Source organism: Sphingobium vermicomposti, from assembly GCF_011762025.1.
GTDB lineage: Bacteria > Pseudomonadota > Alphaproteobacteria > Sphingomonadales > Sphingomonadaceae > Sphingobium > Sphingobium vermicomposti.
On the sequence record NZ_JAASQR010000002.1, the window covers coordinates 130,285 to 147,259 of the forward strand.

At 62.9% G+C, this 16,975-nt stretch carries 13 protein-coding genes; 11 read left to right on the forward strand and 2 right to left on the reverse strand.

Annotated elements, in window-relative coordinates; translation table 11 throughout:
* Positions 1-64: 64 nt before the first annotated feature.
* The 9 genes from infB to ligA all read left to right on the forward strand — a co-directional run bounded on the left by infB (position 65) and on the right by ligA (position 12,958).
* Positions 65-2,659, forward strand: coding sequence for a translation initiation factor IF-2 (infB, locus tag FHS54_RS05475; RefSeq protein ID WP_167302831.1), 2,595 nt, complete (start codon positions 65-67; stop codon positions 2,657-2,659).
* A gap of 149 nt (positions 2,660-2,808) precedes the next feature.
* Complete coding sequence (gene rbfA / locus FHS54_RS05480) at positions 2,809-3,207, forward strand: 30S ribosome-binding factor RbfA (RefSeq protein WP_167302832.1); 399 nt, start codon at positions 2,809-2,811, stop codon at positions 3,205-3,207.
* Between the two features lie 17 nt (positions 3,208-3,224).
* Positions 3,225-4,112, forward strand: a complete 888-nt coding sequence (truB, locus tag FHS54_RS05485) for a tRNA pseudouridine(55) synthase TruB (protein WP_167302833.1) — start codon at positions 3,225-3,227, stop codon at positions 4,110-4,112.
* A gap of 15 nt (positions 4,113-4,127) precedes the next feature.
* Positions 4,128-4,397 (forward strand): 30S ribosomal protein S15, encoded by a 270-nt coding sequence (gene rpsO, locus FHS54_RS05490; RefSeq protein WP_167302834.1) that lies wholly within the window; start codon positions 4,128-4,130, stop codon positions 4,395-4,397.
* A gap of 277 nt (positions 4,398-4,674) precedes the next feature.
* Positions 4,675-6,990: a polyribonucleotide nucleotidyltransferase gene (pnp, locus tag FHS54_RS05495; RefSeq protein ID WP_167302835.1), complete on the forward strand. Its 2,316-nt coding sequence runs from the start codon at positions 4,675-4,677 to the stop codon at positions 6,988-6,990.
* Between the two features lie 144 nt (positions 6,991-7,134).
* Positions 7,135-8,151 carry a sensor histidine kinase gene (locus FHS54_RS05500; RefSeq protein ID WP_167302836.1) on the forward strand — a complete coding sequence of 339 codons (1,017 nt, stop codon included), beginning with the start codon at positions 7,135-7,137 and terminating at the stop codon, positions 8,149-8,151.
* A 67-nt stretch (positions 8,152-8,218) separates the two neighbouring features.
* On the forward strand, positions 8,219-9,007 hold the full coding sequence (locus FHS54_RS05505) for an outer membrane protein assembly factor BamD (RefSeq protein WP_167302837.1): 789 nt from the start codon (positions 8,219-8,221) through the stop codon (positions 9,005-9,007).
* A 78-nt stretch (positions 9,008-9,085) separates the two neighbouring features.
* Complete coding sequence (gene recN / locus FHS54_RS05510) at positions 9,086-10,750, forward strand: DNA repair protein RecN (RefSeq protein ID WP_167302838.1); 1,665 nt, start codon at positions 9,086-9,088, stop codon at positions 10,748-10,750.
* 72 nt (positions 10,751-10,822) lie between these two features.
* The gene (gene ligA / locus FHS54_RS05515) at positions 10,823-12,958 is read left to right on the forward strand and encodes an NAD-dependent DNA ligase LigA (protein ID WP_167302839.1); all 2,136 of its coding nucleotides are present in this window, start codon (positions 10,823-10,825) and stop codon (positions 12,956-12,958) included.
* Positions 12,959-13,034: 76 nt separating this feature from the next.
* On the opposite strand, the gene yghU is transcribed toward ligA, so the two are convergent.
* On the reverse strand, positions 13,035-13,907 hold the full coding sequence (yghU, locus tag FHS54_RS05520) for a glutathione-dependent disulfide-bond oxidoreductase (protein WP_167302840.1): 873 nt from the start codon (positions 13,905-13,907) through the stop codon (positions 13,035-13,037).
* A gap of 92 nt (positions 13,908-13,999) precedes the next feature.
* Positions 14,000-14,437, reverse strand: coding sequence for a universal stress protein (locus tag FHS54_RS05525; RefSeq protein WP_167302841.1), 438 nt, complete (start codon positions 14,435-14,437; stop codon positions 14,000-14,002).
* Between the two features lie 380 nt (positions 14,438-14,817).
* Between FHS54_RS05525 and groES the strand changes: the two genes are divergently transcribed.
* Entirely contained in the window at positions 14,818-15,105 is a 288-nt protein-coding gene (gene groES / locus FHS54_RS05530) for a co-chaperone GroES (protein ID WP_167302842.1), read from the forward strand.
* A gap of 103 nt (positions 15,106-15,208) precedes the next feature.
* The gene (gene groL, locus FHS54_RS05535) at positions 15,209-16,855 is read left to right on the forward strand and encodes a chaperonin GroEL (RefSeq protein WP_167302843.1); all 1,647 of its coding nucleotides are present in this window, start codon (positions 15,209-15,211) and stop codon (positions 16,853-16,855) included.
* Positions 16,856-16,975 lie beyond the last annotated feature (120 nt).

Consider the following 16,975-nt stretch of genomic DNA (forward strand, 5'->3'; position numbering starts at 1 on the left):
CATGGAATGAAGGCGCCGACGGGTCTTGCCGGTCGGGTGTAAGTGAAGGGTACAGTTCAGTCGTATGAGTGACAGCAAGGAAGACAAGCCGGTTCTGGGCCGCAAGCCGCTGGGCATCAAGCGGACCGTTGAATCCGGCCAGGTGCAGCAGCAGTTCAGCCATGGCCGCAAAAATACGGTCGTGGTTGAGGTGAAGCGGCGCCGCGTTCTGGGCAAGCCGGGCGAAGCCGGCGCGCCCACGGCTGCGCCTCAGCCTGATCCCACGCCTGCACCGGCAGCGGCTGCTCCGGTCGCCCCGCCGCCTCAGGCCCGCGCGCCACAGCCCGTCGCTCCCGCACGTGCGGCTCCGGCGCAAAGCCTGATGTCCCGTCAGGAATTGCAGGCCAAGCTGCTGCGCGAGGCAGAGGAAGCCCGCATGAACGCGCTGGAAGAAGCGCGCCGCCGCGAAAGCGCGCAGCGCCTTGCCGCCAGCGAAGATCAAAAGCGCCGGACCGAGGAAAATCGACTCGCCGCCGAAATGGCCGAGACCGAATCCGCGCGCCAGGCCGACGAAGAAAGCAAAGCACCGCCGCCAGCGGAAGAGGTGCCAGCACCTGCCGCCGCTCCGGCTGAAGAGCCCAAGGCCGCTGCTTCTGCGTCGGAAGCAGCGCCCAGCGTCGCTCCAGCCGCCACGACTCCGCCGCCGCGCCGCTTTACGCCGGTCACTCCGGCCAAGCGTCCCGAACCGGCCAAGCCGGATCGCGCCAAGCGTGGCGACGATAATCGTCGTCAGTCGGGCAAGCTGACCGTCACCCGCGCTCTGGCGGACGATGACAGCGCCCGCGCCCGTTCGCTCGCCGCCCTCAAGCGCGCCCGCGAAAAGGAACGTCGCGCCCATTATGCGGGCGGCGCGCAGCCGCGTGACAAGCAGGTGCGCGATGTTATCGTGCCTGAAAGCATCACGGTGCAGGAACTCGCCAACCGCATGGCCGAAAAGGGCGCGGATCTGGTGAAGTCCCTGTTCAAGATGGGCACAGCCGTCACGCTCAACCAGCCGATCGATCAGGATACGGCGGAATTGCTGGTCGAAGAATTCGGCCACCGCATCCAGCGCGTGTCCGATGCCGACGTCGAAATCGGCATTGAAGGCGATGTTGACGCGCCCGAAACGCTCCAGCAGCGTGCACCCGTCGTGACCATCATGGGCCATGTCGACCACGGCAAGACCTCGCTGCTCGACGCGCTGCGCGGGACCGATGTGGTCGCGGGCGAAAGCGGCGGCATCACCCAGCATATCGGCGCCTATCAGGTGACGACCAAGGGCGGTGAAGTCATCACCTTCCTCGACACGCCGGGCCATGAAGCCTTTTCTGAAATGCGTGCACGCGGCGCGAACGTCACCGACATCGTCATCCTGGTGGTGGCTGCCGATGACGGGCTGATGCCGCAGACCATTGAGGCGATCAATCATACCAAGGCGGCCGGCGTGCCGATGATCGTCGCGATCAACAAGTGCGACAAGCCCGAAGCCAATCCGCAAAAGGTGCGCGAGCGCCTGCTGGAACATGAGATTGTCGTCGAGGATATGGGCGGCGAAGTTCAGGACGTGCAGGTTTCGGCGCTCAAGAAGACGGGCCTGGACGAGCTGATCGAAAAGATCCTGCTTCAGGCCGAAGTCATGGAACTGAGCGCCAACCCCGATCGCGCTGCCGAAGGCAATGTGATCGAGGCGCAGCTCGACAAGGGCCGCGGCGCTGTCGCCACCGTGCTGGTGCGCAAGGGCGTGCTCAAGGTCGGTGACACCTTCGTCATCGGCGCGGAAAGCGGCAAGGTGCGCGCGCTTGTCAACGACAAGGGCCAGAATGTGAAGACCGCAGGGCCTTCCACCCCGGTCGAAGTGCTCGGTCTGTCCGGCGTCCCGCGTGCTGGCGATCAGCTCACGGTCGTCGAAAACGAAGCCCGCGCCCGCGAAGTCGCCGCCTATCGTCAGGAACAGGCAACCAAGAAGCGCACCACATCCGCCCCGACCAGCTTTGAACATATGTTCTCTGCGCTCAACACGACCGTCATCGAATATCCGGTCGTGGTGAAGGGTGACGTGCAGGGTTCGGTCGAAGCGATCGTGACGTCGCTCAACCGCATCTCCACTGACGAGATCAAGGTCCGCGTCCTGCATGCGGGCGTGGGCGCGATCACCGAAAGCGACGTCACCCTGGCCGCCGCCAGCCGCGCGCCGCTGATCGGGTTCAACGTCCGTCCCAATGCCAAGGCGCGTCAACTGGCGGAGCGCGAGAAAATCTCGCTGCGCTATTATGACGTGATCTACGACCTGCTTGAGGAAGTTCGTGGCGAAATGGCGGGCCAGCTGGCTCCCGAACGCATCGAAACGATCGTCGGTCGCGCCGAAGTGCTTCAGGTTTTCCCGGCAGGCAAGAAGGACAAGGCCGCTGGTCTGCTCGTCCTCGACGGCATCATTCGCAAGGGTCTGGCCGCGCGCCTTACCCGCGACGATGTCATCGTATCGCGCACCAACATCGCCTCGCTCCGGCGGTTCAAGGACGATGTGTCCGAAGTCCGTGCGGGCATGGAATGTGGCGCGGTGCTGCAGGACACGAACGACATCAAGGCGGGCGATACGCTCGAATTGTTCGAAGTCGAAGAGCGCGCGCGTACGCTGTAATGATGCGATAAAGTCCCCCTCCCGCTTGCGGGAGGGGTTAGGGGTAGGCGCGAGCAACGCGAGCTTCCGACCTGGCTCCTAGGCGATTGCTTACGCAATCGCACCCACCCCCGGCCTCTCCCTTGGAAGGGAGGGGGGAGTTTTGGTTTATGGTCCAACCATCCGAAGGCCCCTCTGTCCGCCTGCTCCGCGTCGGCGAACAGGTGCGCCATATCCTGTCCGAGATTTTGCAGCGCGGTGACGTGCATGACGATGTGCTCGCCAAGCATGTGGTCAGCGTCACCGAAGTGCGCATGTCCCCGGACCTGCGCCACGCCACCGTGTTCGTGAAATCCCTGCTGGGTCAGGACGAGGAAGCGGTGCTGAAGGCGCTGCGCACCAACACTGCCTATCTCCAGCGCGAGGTGGCGCACCGCATACACCTCAAATATGCGGCAAAGCTCAAATTCCTGGCGGATGATAGCTTTGATGAGGGTAGCCATATCGACAAGCTACTGCGTAATCCCAAGGTCGCGCAGGATCTTGAACAGCCCGATGATGAGGGCTGACGCGCTGCGTTGATCCGATGCACGGCTGGATCATCCTCGACAAACCGCACGGCCTGGGTTCGACCCAGGCGGTAAGCGCGGTCAAGCGCGCCCTTCGCCAAAGTGGGGCTGGCAAGTGGAAAGTCGGCCATGGCGGCACACTAGATCCGCTCGCTACCGGCGTGTTGCCCATCGCGGTGGGCGAAGTGACGAAGCTGGCCGGGCGGATGCTCGACAGCGATAAGATTTACGATTTCACGATCGCGTTCGGGTCGCAAACCGACACGCTGGACCTCGAAGGCAAGGTGATTGCGCAGAGCGATCACCTGCCGACGTTCAGCGAGGTGGAGGTGCTGCTGCCCCGCTTCATCGGCCCGATCGAGCAAGCCCCGCCAGCCTATTCCGCGATCCTGATCGACGGCCAGCGCGCCTATGATCTCGCGCGTGCCGGGCAGGATGTTGAGATGAAGACGCGCGCCGTGACGATCCACGCGCTCACCATATCCTCTCTCCCGGGAGAGAGGATCAGCCAGGTCACCCTGCGCGCCCACGTATCCAAGGGCACCTATATCCGCAGCCTCGCCCGCGACATCGCCATCGCCCTCGGCACCGTCGGCCATGTTACCATGTTGCGCCGCGTGAAGGCCGGGCCGTTCACCCTGGAATCGGCAATTTCTCTGGACAAATTGGACGAAGCTGCTAGGGGCGGCGGCATCGCGCAGCTTATGCTGCCGTTGACCGCAGGGCTGGACGACATCCCGGCTCTCGCAGTCTCTCCCGACGATGCGCTGGCTCTCCGACAGGGGAAGGTGCTTGTGGGGAAACCGCATACCGGCCTGATGCTGGCGATGGAGGGCGAAACGCCCATCGCGCTGGTCGAAGCCAGTGGCCCGGAAATCCGGGTGGTGCGCGGCTTTAATCTCTAAAATGAAAGGAAGCCGATGTCGATTACTGCAGAGCGCAAGGAAGCGCTGATCAAGGAACATGCCCGCGCCGAAGGCGACACCGGTTCGCCGGAAGTTCAGGTTGCAATCCTCTCGGAGCGCATTTCGAACCTGACCGAGCATTTCAAGGGTCACCACAAGGATAACCACAGCCGTCGCGGCCTGCTCATGCTGGTCAACAAGCGCCGTTCGCTGCTGGACTATCTGAAGAAAAAAGATGGGTCGCGTTATACCGACCTCATCGGCAAGCTGGGCCTGCGCAAGTAAGCCTGCTAAAGAAGGAGCGGCCCCCATGTCGGGGCCGTTTCTGATTCTGACAACATGGCTCCGGGCAATTCGGCACGGCGTCATGAAACGGGGAACTTTCCCCACACCGTTCGGGCTGAGCGAAGTCGAAGCCCACTCCTTCTCTTGAAGAAAGAGAAAGAAAGCCCTTCGACACGCTCAGGGCGAACGGAATGAGGAGTACGCTCCTCGCTCATGGGTCACTGGCCCAACAAAGGCCCCGCCCGGCAATAGGGCCAGGCGGGCGAAGGAAAACATTATGTTCGATGTAAAGAAGGTATCAATCGAGCTGGGCGGAAAGACCCTCACGCTCGAAACCGGTCGTATTGCGCGTCAGGCCGACGCCGCCGTGCTGGCGACCTATGGCGAAACCGTGGTGCTGTGCGCAGTGACCGCCGCCAAGTCGGTGAAGGAAGGCCAGGATTTCTTCCCGCTGACCGTCCACTATCAGGAAAAATATTCCGCCGCCGGACGCATTCCGGGCGGCTTTTTCAAGCGTGAGCGCGGCGCGACCGAAAAGGAAACGCTGACCAGCCGCCTGATCGACCGCCCGATCCGCCCGCTTTTCCCCGATGGTTTCTACAATGAAATCAACGTCATAGCGCAGGTTCTTTCGTTCGATGGCGAAAGCGAGCCCGATATCGTCGCGATGATCGCCGCTTCGGCTGCGCTGACCCTGTCGGGCGTGCCCTTCATGGGCCCGATCGGCGCTGCCCGCGTCGGTTACAAGGATGGCGAATATCAGCTGAACCCGTCGATGGACGAGGTGAAGACCGGTGAACTCGACCTGACCGTCGCCGCCACCCGCGATGCCGTGATGATGGTCGAATCCGAAGCCAAGGAGCTTTCGGAAGACGTCATGCTCGGTGCCGTCCTGTTCGCGCATGAAGCGTCGAAGAAGATTGTCGACGCGATCATCCAGCTGGCTGAAAAGGCCGCGAAGGATCCGTGGGACGTCGCCAAGGGCGAAGACCTGGATGACCTGAAGAAGAAGCTCAAGAAGCTGATCGGCAAGGACATCACCGCCGCCTACAAGCTGACCGACAAGTCGGCCCGCTCGAACGCGATCAACGAAGCCCGCGCCAAGGCGAAGGCGTTCTTCGCTGAGGAAGGCCTCGATGCCCAGACCGTCATGGCCGGCATCAAGCTGACCAAGAAGCTGGAATCGGAAATCGTGCGCGGCGCCATCATCAAGGATGGCAAGCGCATCGATGGCCGCACCACGACGCAGATCCGCCCGATCGAAGCGATGGTCGGCTTCCTGCCGCGCACCCATGGTTCGGCGCTGTTCACCCGCGGTGAAACGCAGGCGATCTGCACCACCACGCTCGGCACCAAGGACGCTGAGCAGATGATCGACGGCCTCAATGGCGTCTATTATGAAAACTTCATGCTGCACTATAACTTCCCGCCCTATTCGGTCGGTGAAGTCGGTCGCTTCGGCGCGCCGGGCCGTCGTGAAGTCGGTCATGGCAAGCTGGCATGGCGTGCGCTGCACCCCGTGCTGCCCAGCAAGGACGAGTTCCCCTACACCATCCGCGTACTGTCGGACATCACCGAATCCAACGGCTCGTCGTCGATGGCGACGGTCTGCGGCGGTTCGCTGTCGATGATGGATGCGGGCGTTCCGCTGAAGCGTCCGGTATCGGGCATCGCCATGGGCCTGATCCTCGAAGGCAAGGAATTCGCTGTATTGAGCGACATTCTGGGCGACGAAGATCATCTGGGCGACATGGACTTCAAGGTGGCGGGCACGGAAGCGGGCATCACCACCATGCAGATGGACATCAAGGTTGCCGGCATCACGCAGGAAATCTTCGAAGTCGCTCTGCGTCAGGCCAAGGAAGGCCGCGCCCACATCCTGGGTGAAATGAGCAAGGCGCTGTCGTCGACCCGCACCGAGCTGTCGGCGCATGCTCCGCGCATCGAAACGATCCAGATCGACAAGTCGAAGATCCGCGACATCATCGGCACCGGTGGCAAGGTCATCCGCGAAATCGTCGCGGAAACCGGCGCGAAGGTCGACATTGACGACGAGGGCATCATCAAGATCAGCTCGTCCGACATCGACCAGATCGAAGCCGCCAAGAAGTGGATTCTCGGCATCGTAGAGGAAGCCGAAGTCGGCAAGATCTACAACGGCAAGGTCGTCAACATCGTCGACTTCGGTGCGTTCGTGAACTTCATGGGTGGCAAGGACGGCCTCGTCCATGTGTCCGAAATGAAGAATGAGCGCGTCGAAAAGCCGACCGACGTCGTGTCGGAAGGTCAGGAAGTGAAGGTCAAGGTCCTGGAGATCGACCCGCGTGGCAAGGTTCGCCTGTCGATGCGCGTCGTCGACCAGGAAACCGGCGAAGAGCTGGAGGACACCCGTCCTGCCCGCGAACCGCGCGAACCCCGTGGCGATCGCGGCGACCGTGGCGATCGTGGCCGTGGCCCTCGCCGTGATGGCGGCGACCGTGGCGGTCGTGGTGGTGATCGCGGCCCGCGCCGTGACCGTGGCCCGCGTGAAGAAGGCAAGGGCAATGACGACGGCTCCAACGCCGGCCTGCCGGACTTCCTGACGCAGGACTGATCGTTCTGCTTCTGCAATGACCAGACAAAGGGGGGGCGTCCGATGAGGGTGCCCCCTTTTTCATGAGATCGGCATTTTCTGATTTCCATCAATTGGCGGCGCGCAAAATTCTGATATTGTGCCACCTGTTTTGAGGGGAAATTGATGCAGCGTGCCAATGAACGGTTCGTAGAGCGCCTGCCGCTTGTTCTTCCCCATCCTGCTTATGCCTATCTGCTCACCGGGCTATTCTGTCTGATCGCTTTGGGCTGTCGCCTGCTCGCGGAAGGTTTCCTCCCCGTCGGCTACCCGTTCGTGGCCTTCTTTCCCGTCGTCATATTGTCATCCTTCCTCTTTGGCGTCCGGCCAGGTATTTTCGCGACGGTTCTGTGCGGCATTATTTCCTGGTATGTTTTCATTCCGCCCCGCATGGAATTTGCCCTCAATCCCGCCGTGTTTCTGGCGCTGTGCTTCTATGGACTGGTCGCTGCGGTGGACATCGCGCTGATCCATTTCCTGCAACAGGCGAACGTCAACCTGGCATTGGAGCGCGAACGCAGCCGTGTGCTGGCGGAAAATCGCGAACTGCTGTTCCATGAATTGCAGCATCGCGTGTCCAACAATCTTCAGGTCGTGGCGGCGATGCTGGCCTTGCGAACGAATCATGTGGACCATCCGCAGGCGCGCGCGGCGCTGGATGACGCCGCCGGGCGTCTGGCCCTGATCGGTCGGATCAGCCGCACGCTCTATGACCCGGCGGAGGAAGGTCAGGATATCCAGGCCTTCCTTACCCGACTGACGGCGGACGTGTTGACCGCCAGTGGCCGCGACGACATTCGGGTCAGCGTGGAAGCGCCGCCGGGATTGACGCTGCAATCGCATGTCGCGGTCCCGCTCGCCATCATCGTTGCGGAATCGGTGAGCAATGCAATCGAACATGGCCTGCCGGACCGGGGCGGCTCCATCGCCGTGACGCTACAGGATAGCAGCGGCGCATTGTCGCTAAGAATCAGTGATGATGGGGCAGGGCTGTCGCCCGGCTTCGATCTGGGCAGCGGTCCTTCCATCGGCCTTAAAATCGCGACCGCGCTCGCCGCCCAGTTGAAAGGCCATTTTGCACTGGATCACGGGCCGCAAGGCGGCGTGGTCGCGCGGCTCGACCTGCCTGCGGGAGCGTTGTGACGCTTGGCTGTGCCTGCCGAGCATTCTGCCGCTTGGCGAGCGCCATTCGCTCGGCTATGACCCGGCCATGCTGACGAAAACCATGACGCGCATCGGCGCGGCCACCGCTCCGGTCCTGCTTGCCGCCCTTGCGCTTTCGGGCTGTTCGACATCCAAGAACAAGGCCGACACCGAATATGTCGCGCGGGACGTGTCCACGCTCTACAATGCGGGCAAATACCGGCTGGATCGCGGCCAGTATAAGCTCGCCGCCGCGTTGTTCGACGAAGTGGAGCGCCAGCATCCCTATTCGCCCTGGGCGCGCCGCGCGCAGCTGATGTCGGCATTCAGCTATTATATGAACCGCGATTTCAACGAAGCGATCGGCGCTTCGCAGCGTTTCCTGTCGATCCACACCGGCAATAAAGACGCACCCTACGCCTATTATCTCATCGCGCTTTGCTATTATGAACAGATTGCCGACGTTACCCGCGACCAGAAGATCACGCAGCAGTCGCTGGACGCGCTGGGCGAACTGATCCGCCGCTATCCCGACACCCGCTATGCGGCGGATGCACGGTTGAAGCTGGACCTGGTGAACGACCATCTGGCTGGCAAGGAAATGGAAGTGGGCCGTTTCTATCAGCGTCGCGGCCAATGGCTGGCGGCGACGCTGCGTTTCCGCACCGTCATCGACAAATATCAGACGACCACCCACACGCCCGAAGCGCTGGAGCGCCTGGTCGAAAGCTATCTGGCCCTGGGCATCCGGGACGAAGCGCAGAAGGCGGCGGCGGTGCTGGGGCGCAACTATCCCGGCACGAAATGGTATCAGCGTTCCTACAAGCTCATGCAGGAACATGGGGCGACGGCCTGACGCCCTTTCATTCCCATCCCTTTTGCCACCGGGGCTAGGGTTGCGTGAAGACGCGTCGGAAGGAGGGGGGCTCGCGCGATGCTGACACATCTCTCCATCCGCAATGTCGTGCTGATCGAAGCGCTGGACCTTGAGTTCGGCGCAGGCCTGGGCGTGCTGACCGGCGAAACCGGCGCGGGCAAATCGATCCTGCTCGATTCGCTGGGGCTGGCGCTGGGGGCGCGGGCTGATAGCGGCCTCGTGCGGAACGGCGAAGCGCAGGCCAGCGTCTCCGCCACCTTCGAAGTCCCGGCATCCGGCCATCGCGCCGTCAATCTGCTGGCGGACAATGGCATAGACGTCGAACCGGGCGAGCCGCTCATCATCCGCCGCATGGTAAAGGCGGATGGCGGCAGCCGCGCCTTCATCAATGATCAGGCCTGCTCGGCTGCGCTGCTGCGCGAAGTCGGCGGCGCGCTGGTCGAAATCCATGGCCAGCATGACGACCGGGGCCTGCTCAACCCACGCGGACACCGCAGCCTGCTCGACAGCTATGGCCGCTGCGGCACCGGCGCGGTGGCGGGCGCTTATGCCGCCTGGCGGGCTGCGGCCGACAGGCTGGCGGAAAGCCGGGAAGCGGTGGAAATCGCCGCGCGGGATCGCGACTATCTGGCCCACGCGGTCGATGAACTGTCCCGTTTCGCACCCGAACCGGGCGAAGAAGCCATATTGGCCGACGAACGCGCGACGATGCAAAAAGGCGCGCGGCTGGCGGACGACCTGTCCGCAGTTACCGACTGCCTGACCGGATCGGACGGCGGCCTTGCCCAGTTGCGGCAGGCGGCGCGGCGGCTGGACCGGATCGTTCATGAATATGATCCGCTGGCCGATGTGCTGGCGGCGCTCGACCGCGCGGTGATCGAAGCGGGGGAGGCGGAGGATCGGCTGGCCGGGGCCGCAGAAGCGCTAAGTTTCGACCCGGCTCGGCTGGATGACATCGAAACCCGCCTGTTCGACCTGCGCGGGCTGGCCCGAAAACATCAGGTGCAGCCTGACGATCTGGCCGCATTGCGGGACGAGATGGCCGCAAAGCTGGCCGCGATTGAAGGCGGGGAGGGGCATCTCGCCGCGCTGGAGGCACAGGTCGCGCAAAGCGCAGCAGCCTATCGCCAGGCGGCGCAGGCTCTATCGGCAGCGCGCCGGGAGGCCGCAATCCGGCTGGATACAGCGGTCGCGGCGGAACTTGCCCCGCTCAAGCTGGATGCCGCCCGCTTTCGCACCATCGTCGCGCCGCTGGACGAAGGGCAATGGACCGCCCACGGCATGGACCGGGTGGAGTTCGAAATTTCGACCAACCCCGGCGCGCCCTTCGCGCCTCTGGTCAAGATCGCCAGCGGCGGCGAGCTGTCGCGCTTCATCCTCGCGCTCAAGGTCGCGCTGGCGGAACGGGGCGGGGCGGACACGCTGATCTTCGACGAAATCGACCGGGGCGTGGGCGGCGCTGTCGCGTCGGCGATCGGGGACCGTCTGGCGCGGCTGGCGCAGAGCAACCAGATATTGGTCGTGACCCACAGCCCGCAGGTCGCGGCGCGCGGCGCGGGCCATATGCTGATCGCGAAATCGAGCGACGGCACCGTGACCCGAACTGGCGTCCATGCACTGGGCGAGATCGAACGACGCGAAGAAATTGCGCGCATGCTGTCCGGCGCGGAGATCACGCTAGAAGCGCGCGCCCAGGCGGAGCGCCTGCTGGAGAAGATCTAGGCCCGCCTGCCACCTCCCGCGCTGCATGATTTGCCGCTACCCGCCGCCTTCGCCTGACGTTAAGAAGCGGGCATGACCGACCCCGCGCCGATGACAGAAGCCCAAGCCGCCAACCGCCTGATGCGCCTCGCCAAAGAGATAGCGCGGCACAACCGGCTCTATCATGACCAGGACCAGCCGGAGGTCACGGACGCCGAATATGACGCGCTGATCCGCGAAAATAATGCGCTGGAGGCGGCTTTCCCGCAACTTGTCCGCGCGGATTCGCCCAATGCCCAGATTGGCGCGGTGCCAACATCGGGCCTTGGGAAAGTCCCGCACGCCGTCCGCATGATGAGCCTGGATAACGGCTTTTCCGACGAGGATATCGCCGAATTCATGGCACGGGTGCGGCGCTTCCTCGCTTTGCCCGACGATGCGGCGATAGCGCTGACCGCCGAACCGAAGATTGACGGCCTGTCCTGTTCGCTCCGCTACGAAGGGGGCGAATTGCGGCTGGCCGCGACGCGCGGAGACGGCATGACGGGGGAGGATGTGACCGCCAATGTCCGCACCATCGGTGACATCCCGCAACGGCTGACCGGACCCGACATCCCCGACCTGTTCGAGGTGAGGGGAGAGGTCTATATGGCCAAGGGCGATTTCGTTGCCCTCAACGAACGGCTTTTGTCCCAAGCGGATGACCCGGCGAAGGCGCGCCAGTTCGCCAACCCGCGCAACGCCGCCGCCGGATCGCTGCGGCAAAAAGACCCGACTATCACCGCCAGCAGACCGCTGCGCTTCCTGGCCCATGGCTGGGGCGAAGTCAGCGCCTTGCCCGCCGACACGCAACTTGGCGTCATGCAGGCGATTGCGGGCTGGGGCCTGCCGGTGTCGGATCGCTTGACCCGCGTCGATACGCTGGACGCCCTCATCGCCCATTATCGCGCTATCGAAGCAGCGCGCGCCGACCTGCCCTTCGACATTGACGGCGTGGTCTATAAGGTCGACCGGCTCGACTGGCAGCAGCGGCTGGGCTTCGTTGCCAAGGCCCCGCGCTGGGCCATCGCCCACAAATTCCCGGCGGAGCGCGCCCAGACCACGCTGGAATCCATCGACATTCAGGTCGGCCGCACTGGCAAGCTGACGCCGGTCGGTCGCCTGACGCCCGTCACGGTCGGCGGCGTCGTCGTGTCCAACGTGACGCTGCACAATGCGGATGAAATTGCCCGGCTGGGCGTCCGTCCGGGTGACCGCATCGTCGTTCAGCGCGCGGGCGATGTCATCCCGCAGGTGGTTGACAATCTGACCCGCGACGCGGCGCGCCCGCCCTTCGTCTTTCCCGATCATTGCCCCGTCTGCGGATCGGAAGCCGTCCGCGAAGAAGGCGAAGTCGATGTCCGTTGCACCGGCGGCCTGATCTGCGGGGCGCAGCGGTTCGAACGGCTGCGCCATTTCGTCAGCCGGGGCGCTCTGGACATTGAAGGGCTGGGCGAAAAAACGATCCAGGAATTTCTTGACCTTGGCTGGATCACCGAACCGGCGGACATATTCCGGCTAAAGGCGCACCGTGGCGACCTGCTCCGGCGGGAAGGCTGGAAAGAAAAGTCGGTCGACAATCTGCTCGCCGCCATCGAAGCGAAGCGGACGCCGGACGCCGCGCGCTTGCTGTTCGGGCTGGGCATCCGCCACGTCGGCGCGGTGACCGCGCGCGATTTGTTGAAACGCTATGAAACGCTACCGGCGATCCGCGCGCTGGCGGAACAGATCATCGCCCTGCGTGACAGCTTCCCCGTTCTGGATGGCGAGGATGACGCCAGGCGTGCCAATCGGCTGGACAAGGCCATTGCGGAAGCGATCGGCGTGGACAATGTCGGGTCGGCGGTCGGCCACGCCCTCGCGGATTTCTTCCACGAACCGCATAATCGCGACGCATGGGACGACCTGTTGTCGGAAGTTTCCCCACCTCCCTATGTCGTGGAAACCACGGCCAGCGCCGTGACCGGAAAGACGGTCGTCTTCACCGGCAAGCTGGAAACGATGAGCCGTGACGAGGCCAAGGCGCAGGCCGAAAGGCTGGGCGCGAAGGCCGCAGGCTCCGTCAGCGCCAAGACCGACCTGGTAGTCGCAGGCCCCGGAGCCGGATCGAAACTGAAACAGGCCGCTGCCCTCAACATCGAAGTGATCGACGAAGCAGCCTGGGCCGATATCGTGAAAGCGGCGGGGTAGAGCAGCACCGTTAGATCGAGATCACCATCCCCGTTCGCCCTGAGCCTGTCGAAGAGGTCTTTTCACCTGCCGCTTTTCATTGGGCGCCTTCCACCCTGTCCTGCGTCCTCAGGTCGAAATCGCTGGCATCATGGCGCTCATGCAATTGCTCGTCCAGCGGCCCGGAAGTGCGATTGACGATGCGACCGCGCTTCACTGCCGGGCGGGCGTCAATCTGCTTCGCCCAACGCTGGAGATTATCGTAGCTGCGAACGTCCAGAAACTCGTCCGCTCCCTCATAGGCGCGGCCCAGCGCCACGCCGCCATACCAGGGCCAGATGGCGATATCGGCAATCGTATAGCTGTCGCCCGCAACATATTCATGGCTCCCCAGTCGCCGGTCGAGCACATCCATCTGCCGCTTCACTTCCATGGCGTAGCGGTTGATCGGATATTCGAACTTTTCGGGCGCATAGGCGAAAAAATGGCCGAATCCGCCACCCAGCATCGGCGCGCTGCCCATTTGCCAGAACAGCCAGCTGAGCGCCTCTGTCCGCTGGGCGGAGTCGCTCGGCAGGAACGCGCCGAATTTTTCGGCGAGATAGACCAGGATCGATCCCGATTCGAACACGCGCTGGGGTGGGGACGCGCTGTGGTCCATCAGCGCCGGGATCTTGCTGTTCGGATTGACCGACACAAAGCCGCTGCCAAACTGGTCGCCATCGCCGATGCGGATCATCCAGGCGTCATATTCCGCGCCCCGATGCCCTGCCGCCAGCAACTCCTCCAGCATGATGGTGACCTTCTGCCCATTGGGCGTGCCCAGCGAATAGAGCTGAAGGGGATGCTTGCCGACCGGCAGTTCGCGGTCGTGGGTGGCACCGGCAATGGGCCGGTTGATGTTGGCGAATGCGCCGCCATTATCCTTGTCCCACGTCCAGACACGGGGCGGGGTATAACTGTCGGTCATGGATGGGGCATCTCCGCTGGGTCGTCGTTGACCCAGCAGTTAGGGTGCGGCCCGGCATCTCGCAACCCGCGCCGCACCCCATCGCGCTGCGATCACTGGTCGCTCGACGCCCGAACCACCAGAACGCTGACCTGCGAATGATGCACGATCGCTGACGCGTTCGATCCCAACAGACGCGACGAAATGGTGGGCTGGTGCGATCCGATCACGATCAGGTCCGCCTTCAACCGTTCAGCCATGGCCAGCACTTCGTCGCGCACGGGACCCCGGCGGGTCACTATCTCCACCTGGTTTTCGGCCAGGCCTGCTTCGGCAGACCACTGTTTCAACACCGTCAAAGCCTCAGTCTGTTCGTCCTGGTCGAAATCCCCCACCAACAATTCGGAATATCGGGAAGGCAGATAGTAGCGGACGTAAAGAATGCTGATCTTGCTGTCGCTCCCTGCCAGGCTGGCCGCGCGCGCTATGGCTGCCTTGCCGTGGACAGGGTCATGGATATCGACTGCAACCAATATGGTGGAAAAATGCATCCCTTGCTCCTTCTGCTGACTTCGTGGGGACATCCTAGCAGGGGGAACGGGATAGGGGCGGGGACCGACCCGGCGGACAACAAACTTATCAAGCGGACCACGAATGGTTAATGGCGGGAAACGCCCGCGCAACCATTGGGGCGGGCCATGGTGGCGTCGCGAGCTGGCCAGGTTCGGCTAAAAAAATTTTGGCGCGCTCCCTTGATACGGACTTTGATTTTTCCATATGAAGCGGCGCTGGCACTCTTCGGTAAAGAGTGCTAGCAGGATCAGGTTCCGTTGGGAGAAGGATTGTTGCAGCGCTCGCGGTTTTGGAGAATCTCCGCCGCCCGCTCATGTCCAAATCGCCCCGACAACGTAAAGAGGGAAAGGCAATCAACATGGCATTTCGTCCGTTGCACGACCGCGTTCTCGTCCGCCGCGTAGAGGCTGAAGAGAAGACCGCCGGTGGCATCATCATCCCCGACACCGCGAAGGAAAAGCCGCAGGAAGGCGAAGTCGTCTCCGTCGGCACCGGCTCCAAGGCCGAAGATGGCAAGGTGACCCCGCTGGACGTCAAGGCTGGCGACCGCATCCTGTTCGGCAAATGGTCGGGCACTGAAGTCAAGGTCGACGGTGAAGACCTGCTGATCATGAAGGAATCGGACATTCTGGGCGTCGTGGCGTAAAGCTGCGAACCAGGCAGTCATTCCAGTTTTTCCGCGATTTTCCGCCATCAAGAACGGTGTGAACTTCGCAAGATTTGCAATTCTCAAAGAGAGGTAAAAGATCATGGCAGCGAAGGACGTAAAGTTTTCGCGTGACGCTCGTGAGCGCATTCTGCGCGGCGTCGACATCCTGGCCGACGCGGTCAAGGTGACCCTGGGTCCTAAGGGCCGTAACGTCGTCATCGACAAGAGCTTCGGCGCCCCCCGCATCACCAAGGACGGCGTCAGCGTCGCCAAGGAAATCGAACTGAAGGACAAGTTCGAAAATATGGGCGCGCAGATGGTCCGCGAAGTTGCTTCGAAGACCAACGACATCGCCGGTGACGGCACCACCACCGCGACCGTTTTGGCTCAGGCCATCGTTCGCGAAGGCATGAAGTCGGTTGCTGCTGGCATGAACCCGATGGACCTCAAGCGCGGCATCGATCTGGCCGTGACCAAGGTTGTCGATGACCTCAAGGGCCGTTCCAAACCCGTTGCTGGCACGAAGGAAATCGCCCAGGTCGGCATCATTTCGGCTAATGGCGACACCGTCGTTGGCGAAAAGATCGCTGAAGCGATGGAGCGCGTCGGCAAGGAAGGCGTGATCACCGTCGAAGAAGCCAAGGGTCTCGAATTCGAGCTCGACGTCGTCGAAGGCATGCAGTTCGACCGCGGCTATCTGTCGCCTTACTTCGTCACGAATCCGGAAAAGATGGCAGTCGAACTGGCTGATCCGTACATCCTGATCCATGAAAAGAAGCTGTCGAACCTTCAGTCGATCCTGCCGATCCTCGAAGCGGTCGTTCAGTCGGGTCGTCCCCTGCTGATCATCGCTGAGGATATCGAAGGCGAAGCGCTGGCGACCCTGGTCGTCAACAAGCTGCGCGGCGGCCTGAAGGTTGCTGCGGTCAAGGCACCTGGCTTCGGCGACCGTCGCAAGGCCATGCTGGAAGACATCGCCGTCCTGACCAAGGGCGAAGTGATTTCCGAAGACCTCGGCATCAAGCTTGAGAACGTCACGCTCGGCATGCTCGGCACCGCCAAGCGCGTCACGATCGACAAGGACAACACCACCATCGTCGATGGCGCAGGTGATGGCGAAGCGATCAAGGGCCGTACCGAGCAGATCCGCGCTCAGATCGAGACGACCACGTCCGACTATGACCGTGAAAAGCTGCAGGAACGTCTGGCCAAGCTGGCTGGCGGCGTTGCCGTCATCAAGGTCGGCGGTGCTTCGGAAGTCGAAGTCAAGGAGCGCAAGGACCGCGTCGACGACGCGCTGCACGCAACCCGCGCAGCCGTTGAAGAAGGCATCGTCCCCGGTGGCGGCACGGCTCTGCTGTACGCGACCAAGGCACTCGATGGCCTGAAGGGCGTGAACGACGACCAGACCCGTGGTATCGACATCATCCGCAAGGCAATCGAAGCGCCGCTGCGCCAGATCGCCCAGAATGCGGGCGTCGACGGTGCGGTTGTCGCTGGCAACCTGCTGCGCGAAAATGATGAGACCCAGGGCTTCAATGCCGCGACCGACACTTATGAGAACCTTGTCGCCGCTGGCGTCATCGATCCCACCAAGGTCGTTCGCGCTGCTCTGCAGGACGCCGCTTCGGTCGCTGGCCTGCTGATCACCACCGAAGCCTGCATCGCCGAAACGCCTGCCGACGACAAGGCGCCGATGGGCATGCCCGGCGGCGGCATGGGTGGCATGGGCGGCATGGACTTCTAAGTCCTCGCTCACGCGAAACGAGAAGGGCCGGCGGAGCGATCCGCCGGCCTTTTTCCATTGGCGACGTCAGAAGTCCGCCGCTCGAAATCGCTGGAAAAGGTCCATTGCGGCGGTCTTGGG

Bases quoted from the DNA above. Each gene is read 5' to 3' on its own strand.
- rpsO (WP_167302834.1), top strand. From the start codon at position 4,128: ATGTCGATTACTGCAGAGCGCAAGGAAGCGCTGATCAAGGAACATGCC.
- truB (WP_167302833.1), top strand. From the start codon at position 3,225: ATGCACGGCTGGATCATCCTCGACAAACCGCACGGCCTGGGTTCGACC.
- groL (WP_167302843.1), top strand. From the start codon at position 15,209: ATGGCAGCGAAGGACGTAAAGTTTTCGCGTGACGCTCGTGAGCGCATT.
- pnp (WP_167302835.1), top strand. From the start codon at position 4,675: ATGTTCGATGTAAAGAAGGTATCAATCGAGCTGGGCGGAAAGACCCTC.
- ligA (WP_167302839.1), top strand. From the start codon at position 10,823: ATGACCGACCCCGCGCCGATGACAGAAGCCCAAGCCGCCAACCGCCTG.
- recN (WP_167302838.1), top strand. From the start codon at position 9,086: ATGCTGACACATCTCTCCATCCGCAATGTCGTGCTGATCGAAGCGCTG.
- FHS54_RS05500 (WP_167302836.1), top strand. From the start codon at position 7,135: ATGCAGCGTGCCAATGAACGGTTCGTAGAGCGCCTGCCGCTTGTTCTT.
- FHS54_RS05525 (WP_167302841.1), bottom strand. From the start codon at position 14,437: ATGCATTTTTCCACCATATTGGTTGCAGTCGATATCCATGACCCTGTC.
- rbfA (WP_167302832.1), top strand. From the start codon at position 2,809: ATGGTCCAACCATCCGAAGGCCCCTCTGTCCGCCTGCTCCGCGTCGGC.
- FHS54_RS05505 (WP_167302837.1), top strand. From the start codon at position 8,219: ATGCTGACGAAAACCATGACGCGCATCGGCGCGGCCACCGCTCCGGTC.
- yghU (WP_167302840.1), bottom strand. From the start codon at position 13,907: ATGACCGACAGTTATACCCCGCCCCGTGTCTGGACGTGGGACAAGGAT.
- infB (WP_167302831.1), top strand. From the start codon at position 65: ATGAGTGACAGCAAGGAAGACAAGCCGGTTCTGGGCCGCAAGCCGCTG.
- groES (WP_167302842.1), top strand. From the start codon at position 14,818: ATGGCATTTCGTCCGTTGCACGACCGCGTTCTCGTCCGCCGCGTAGAG.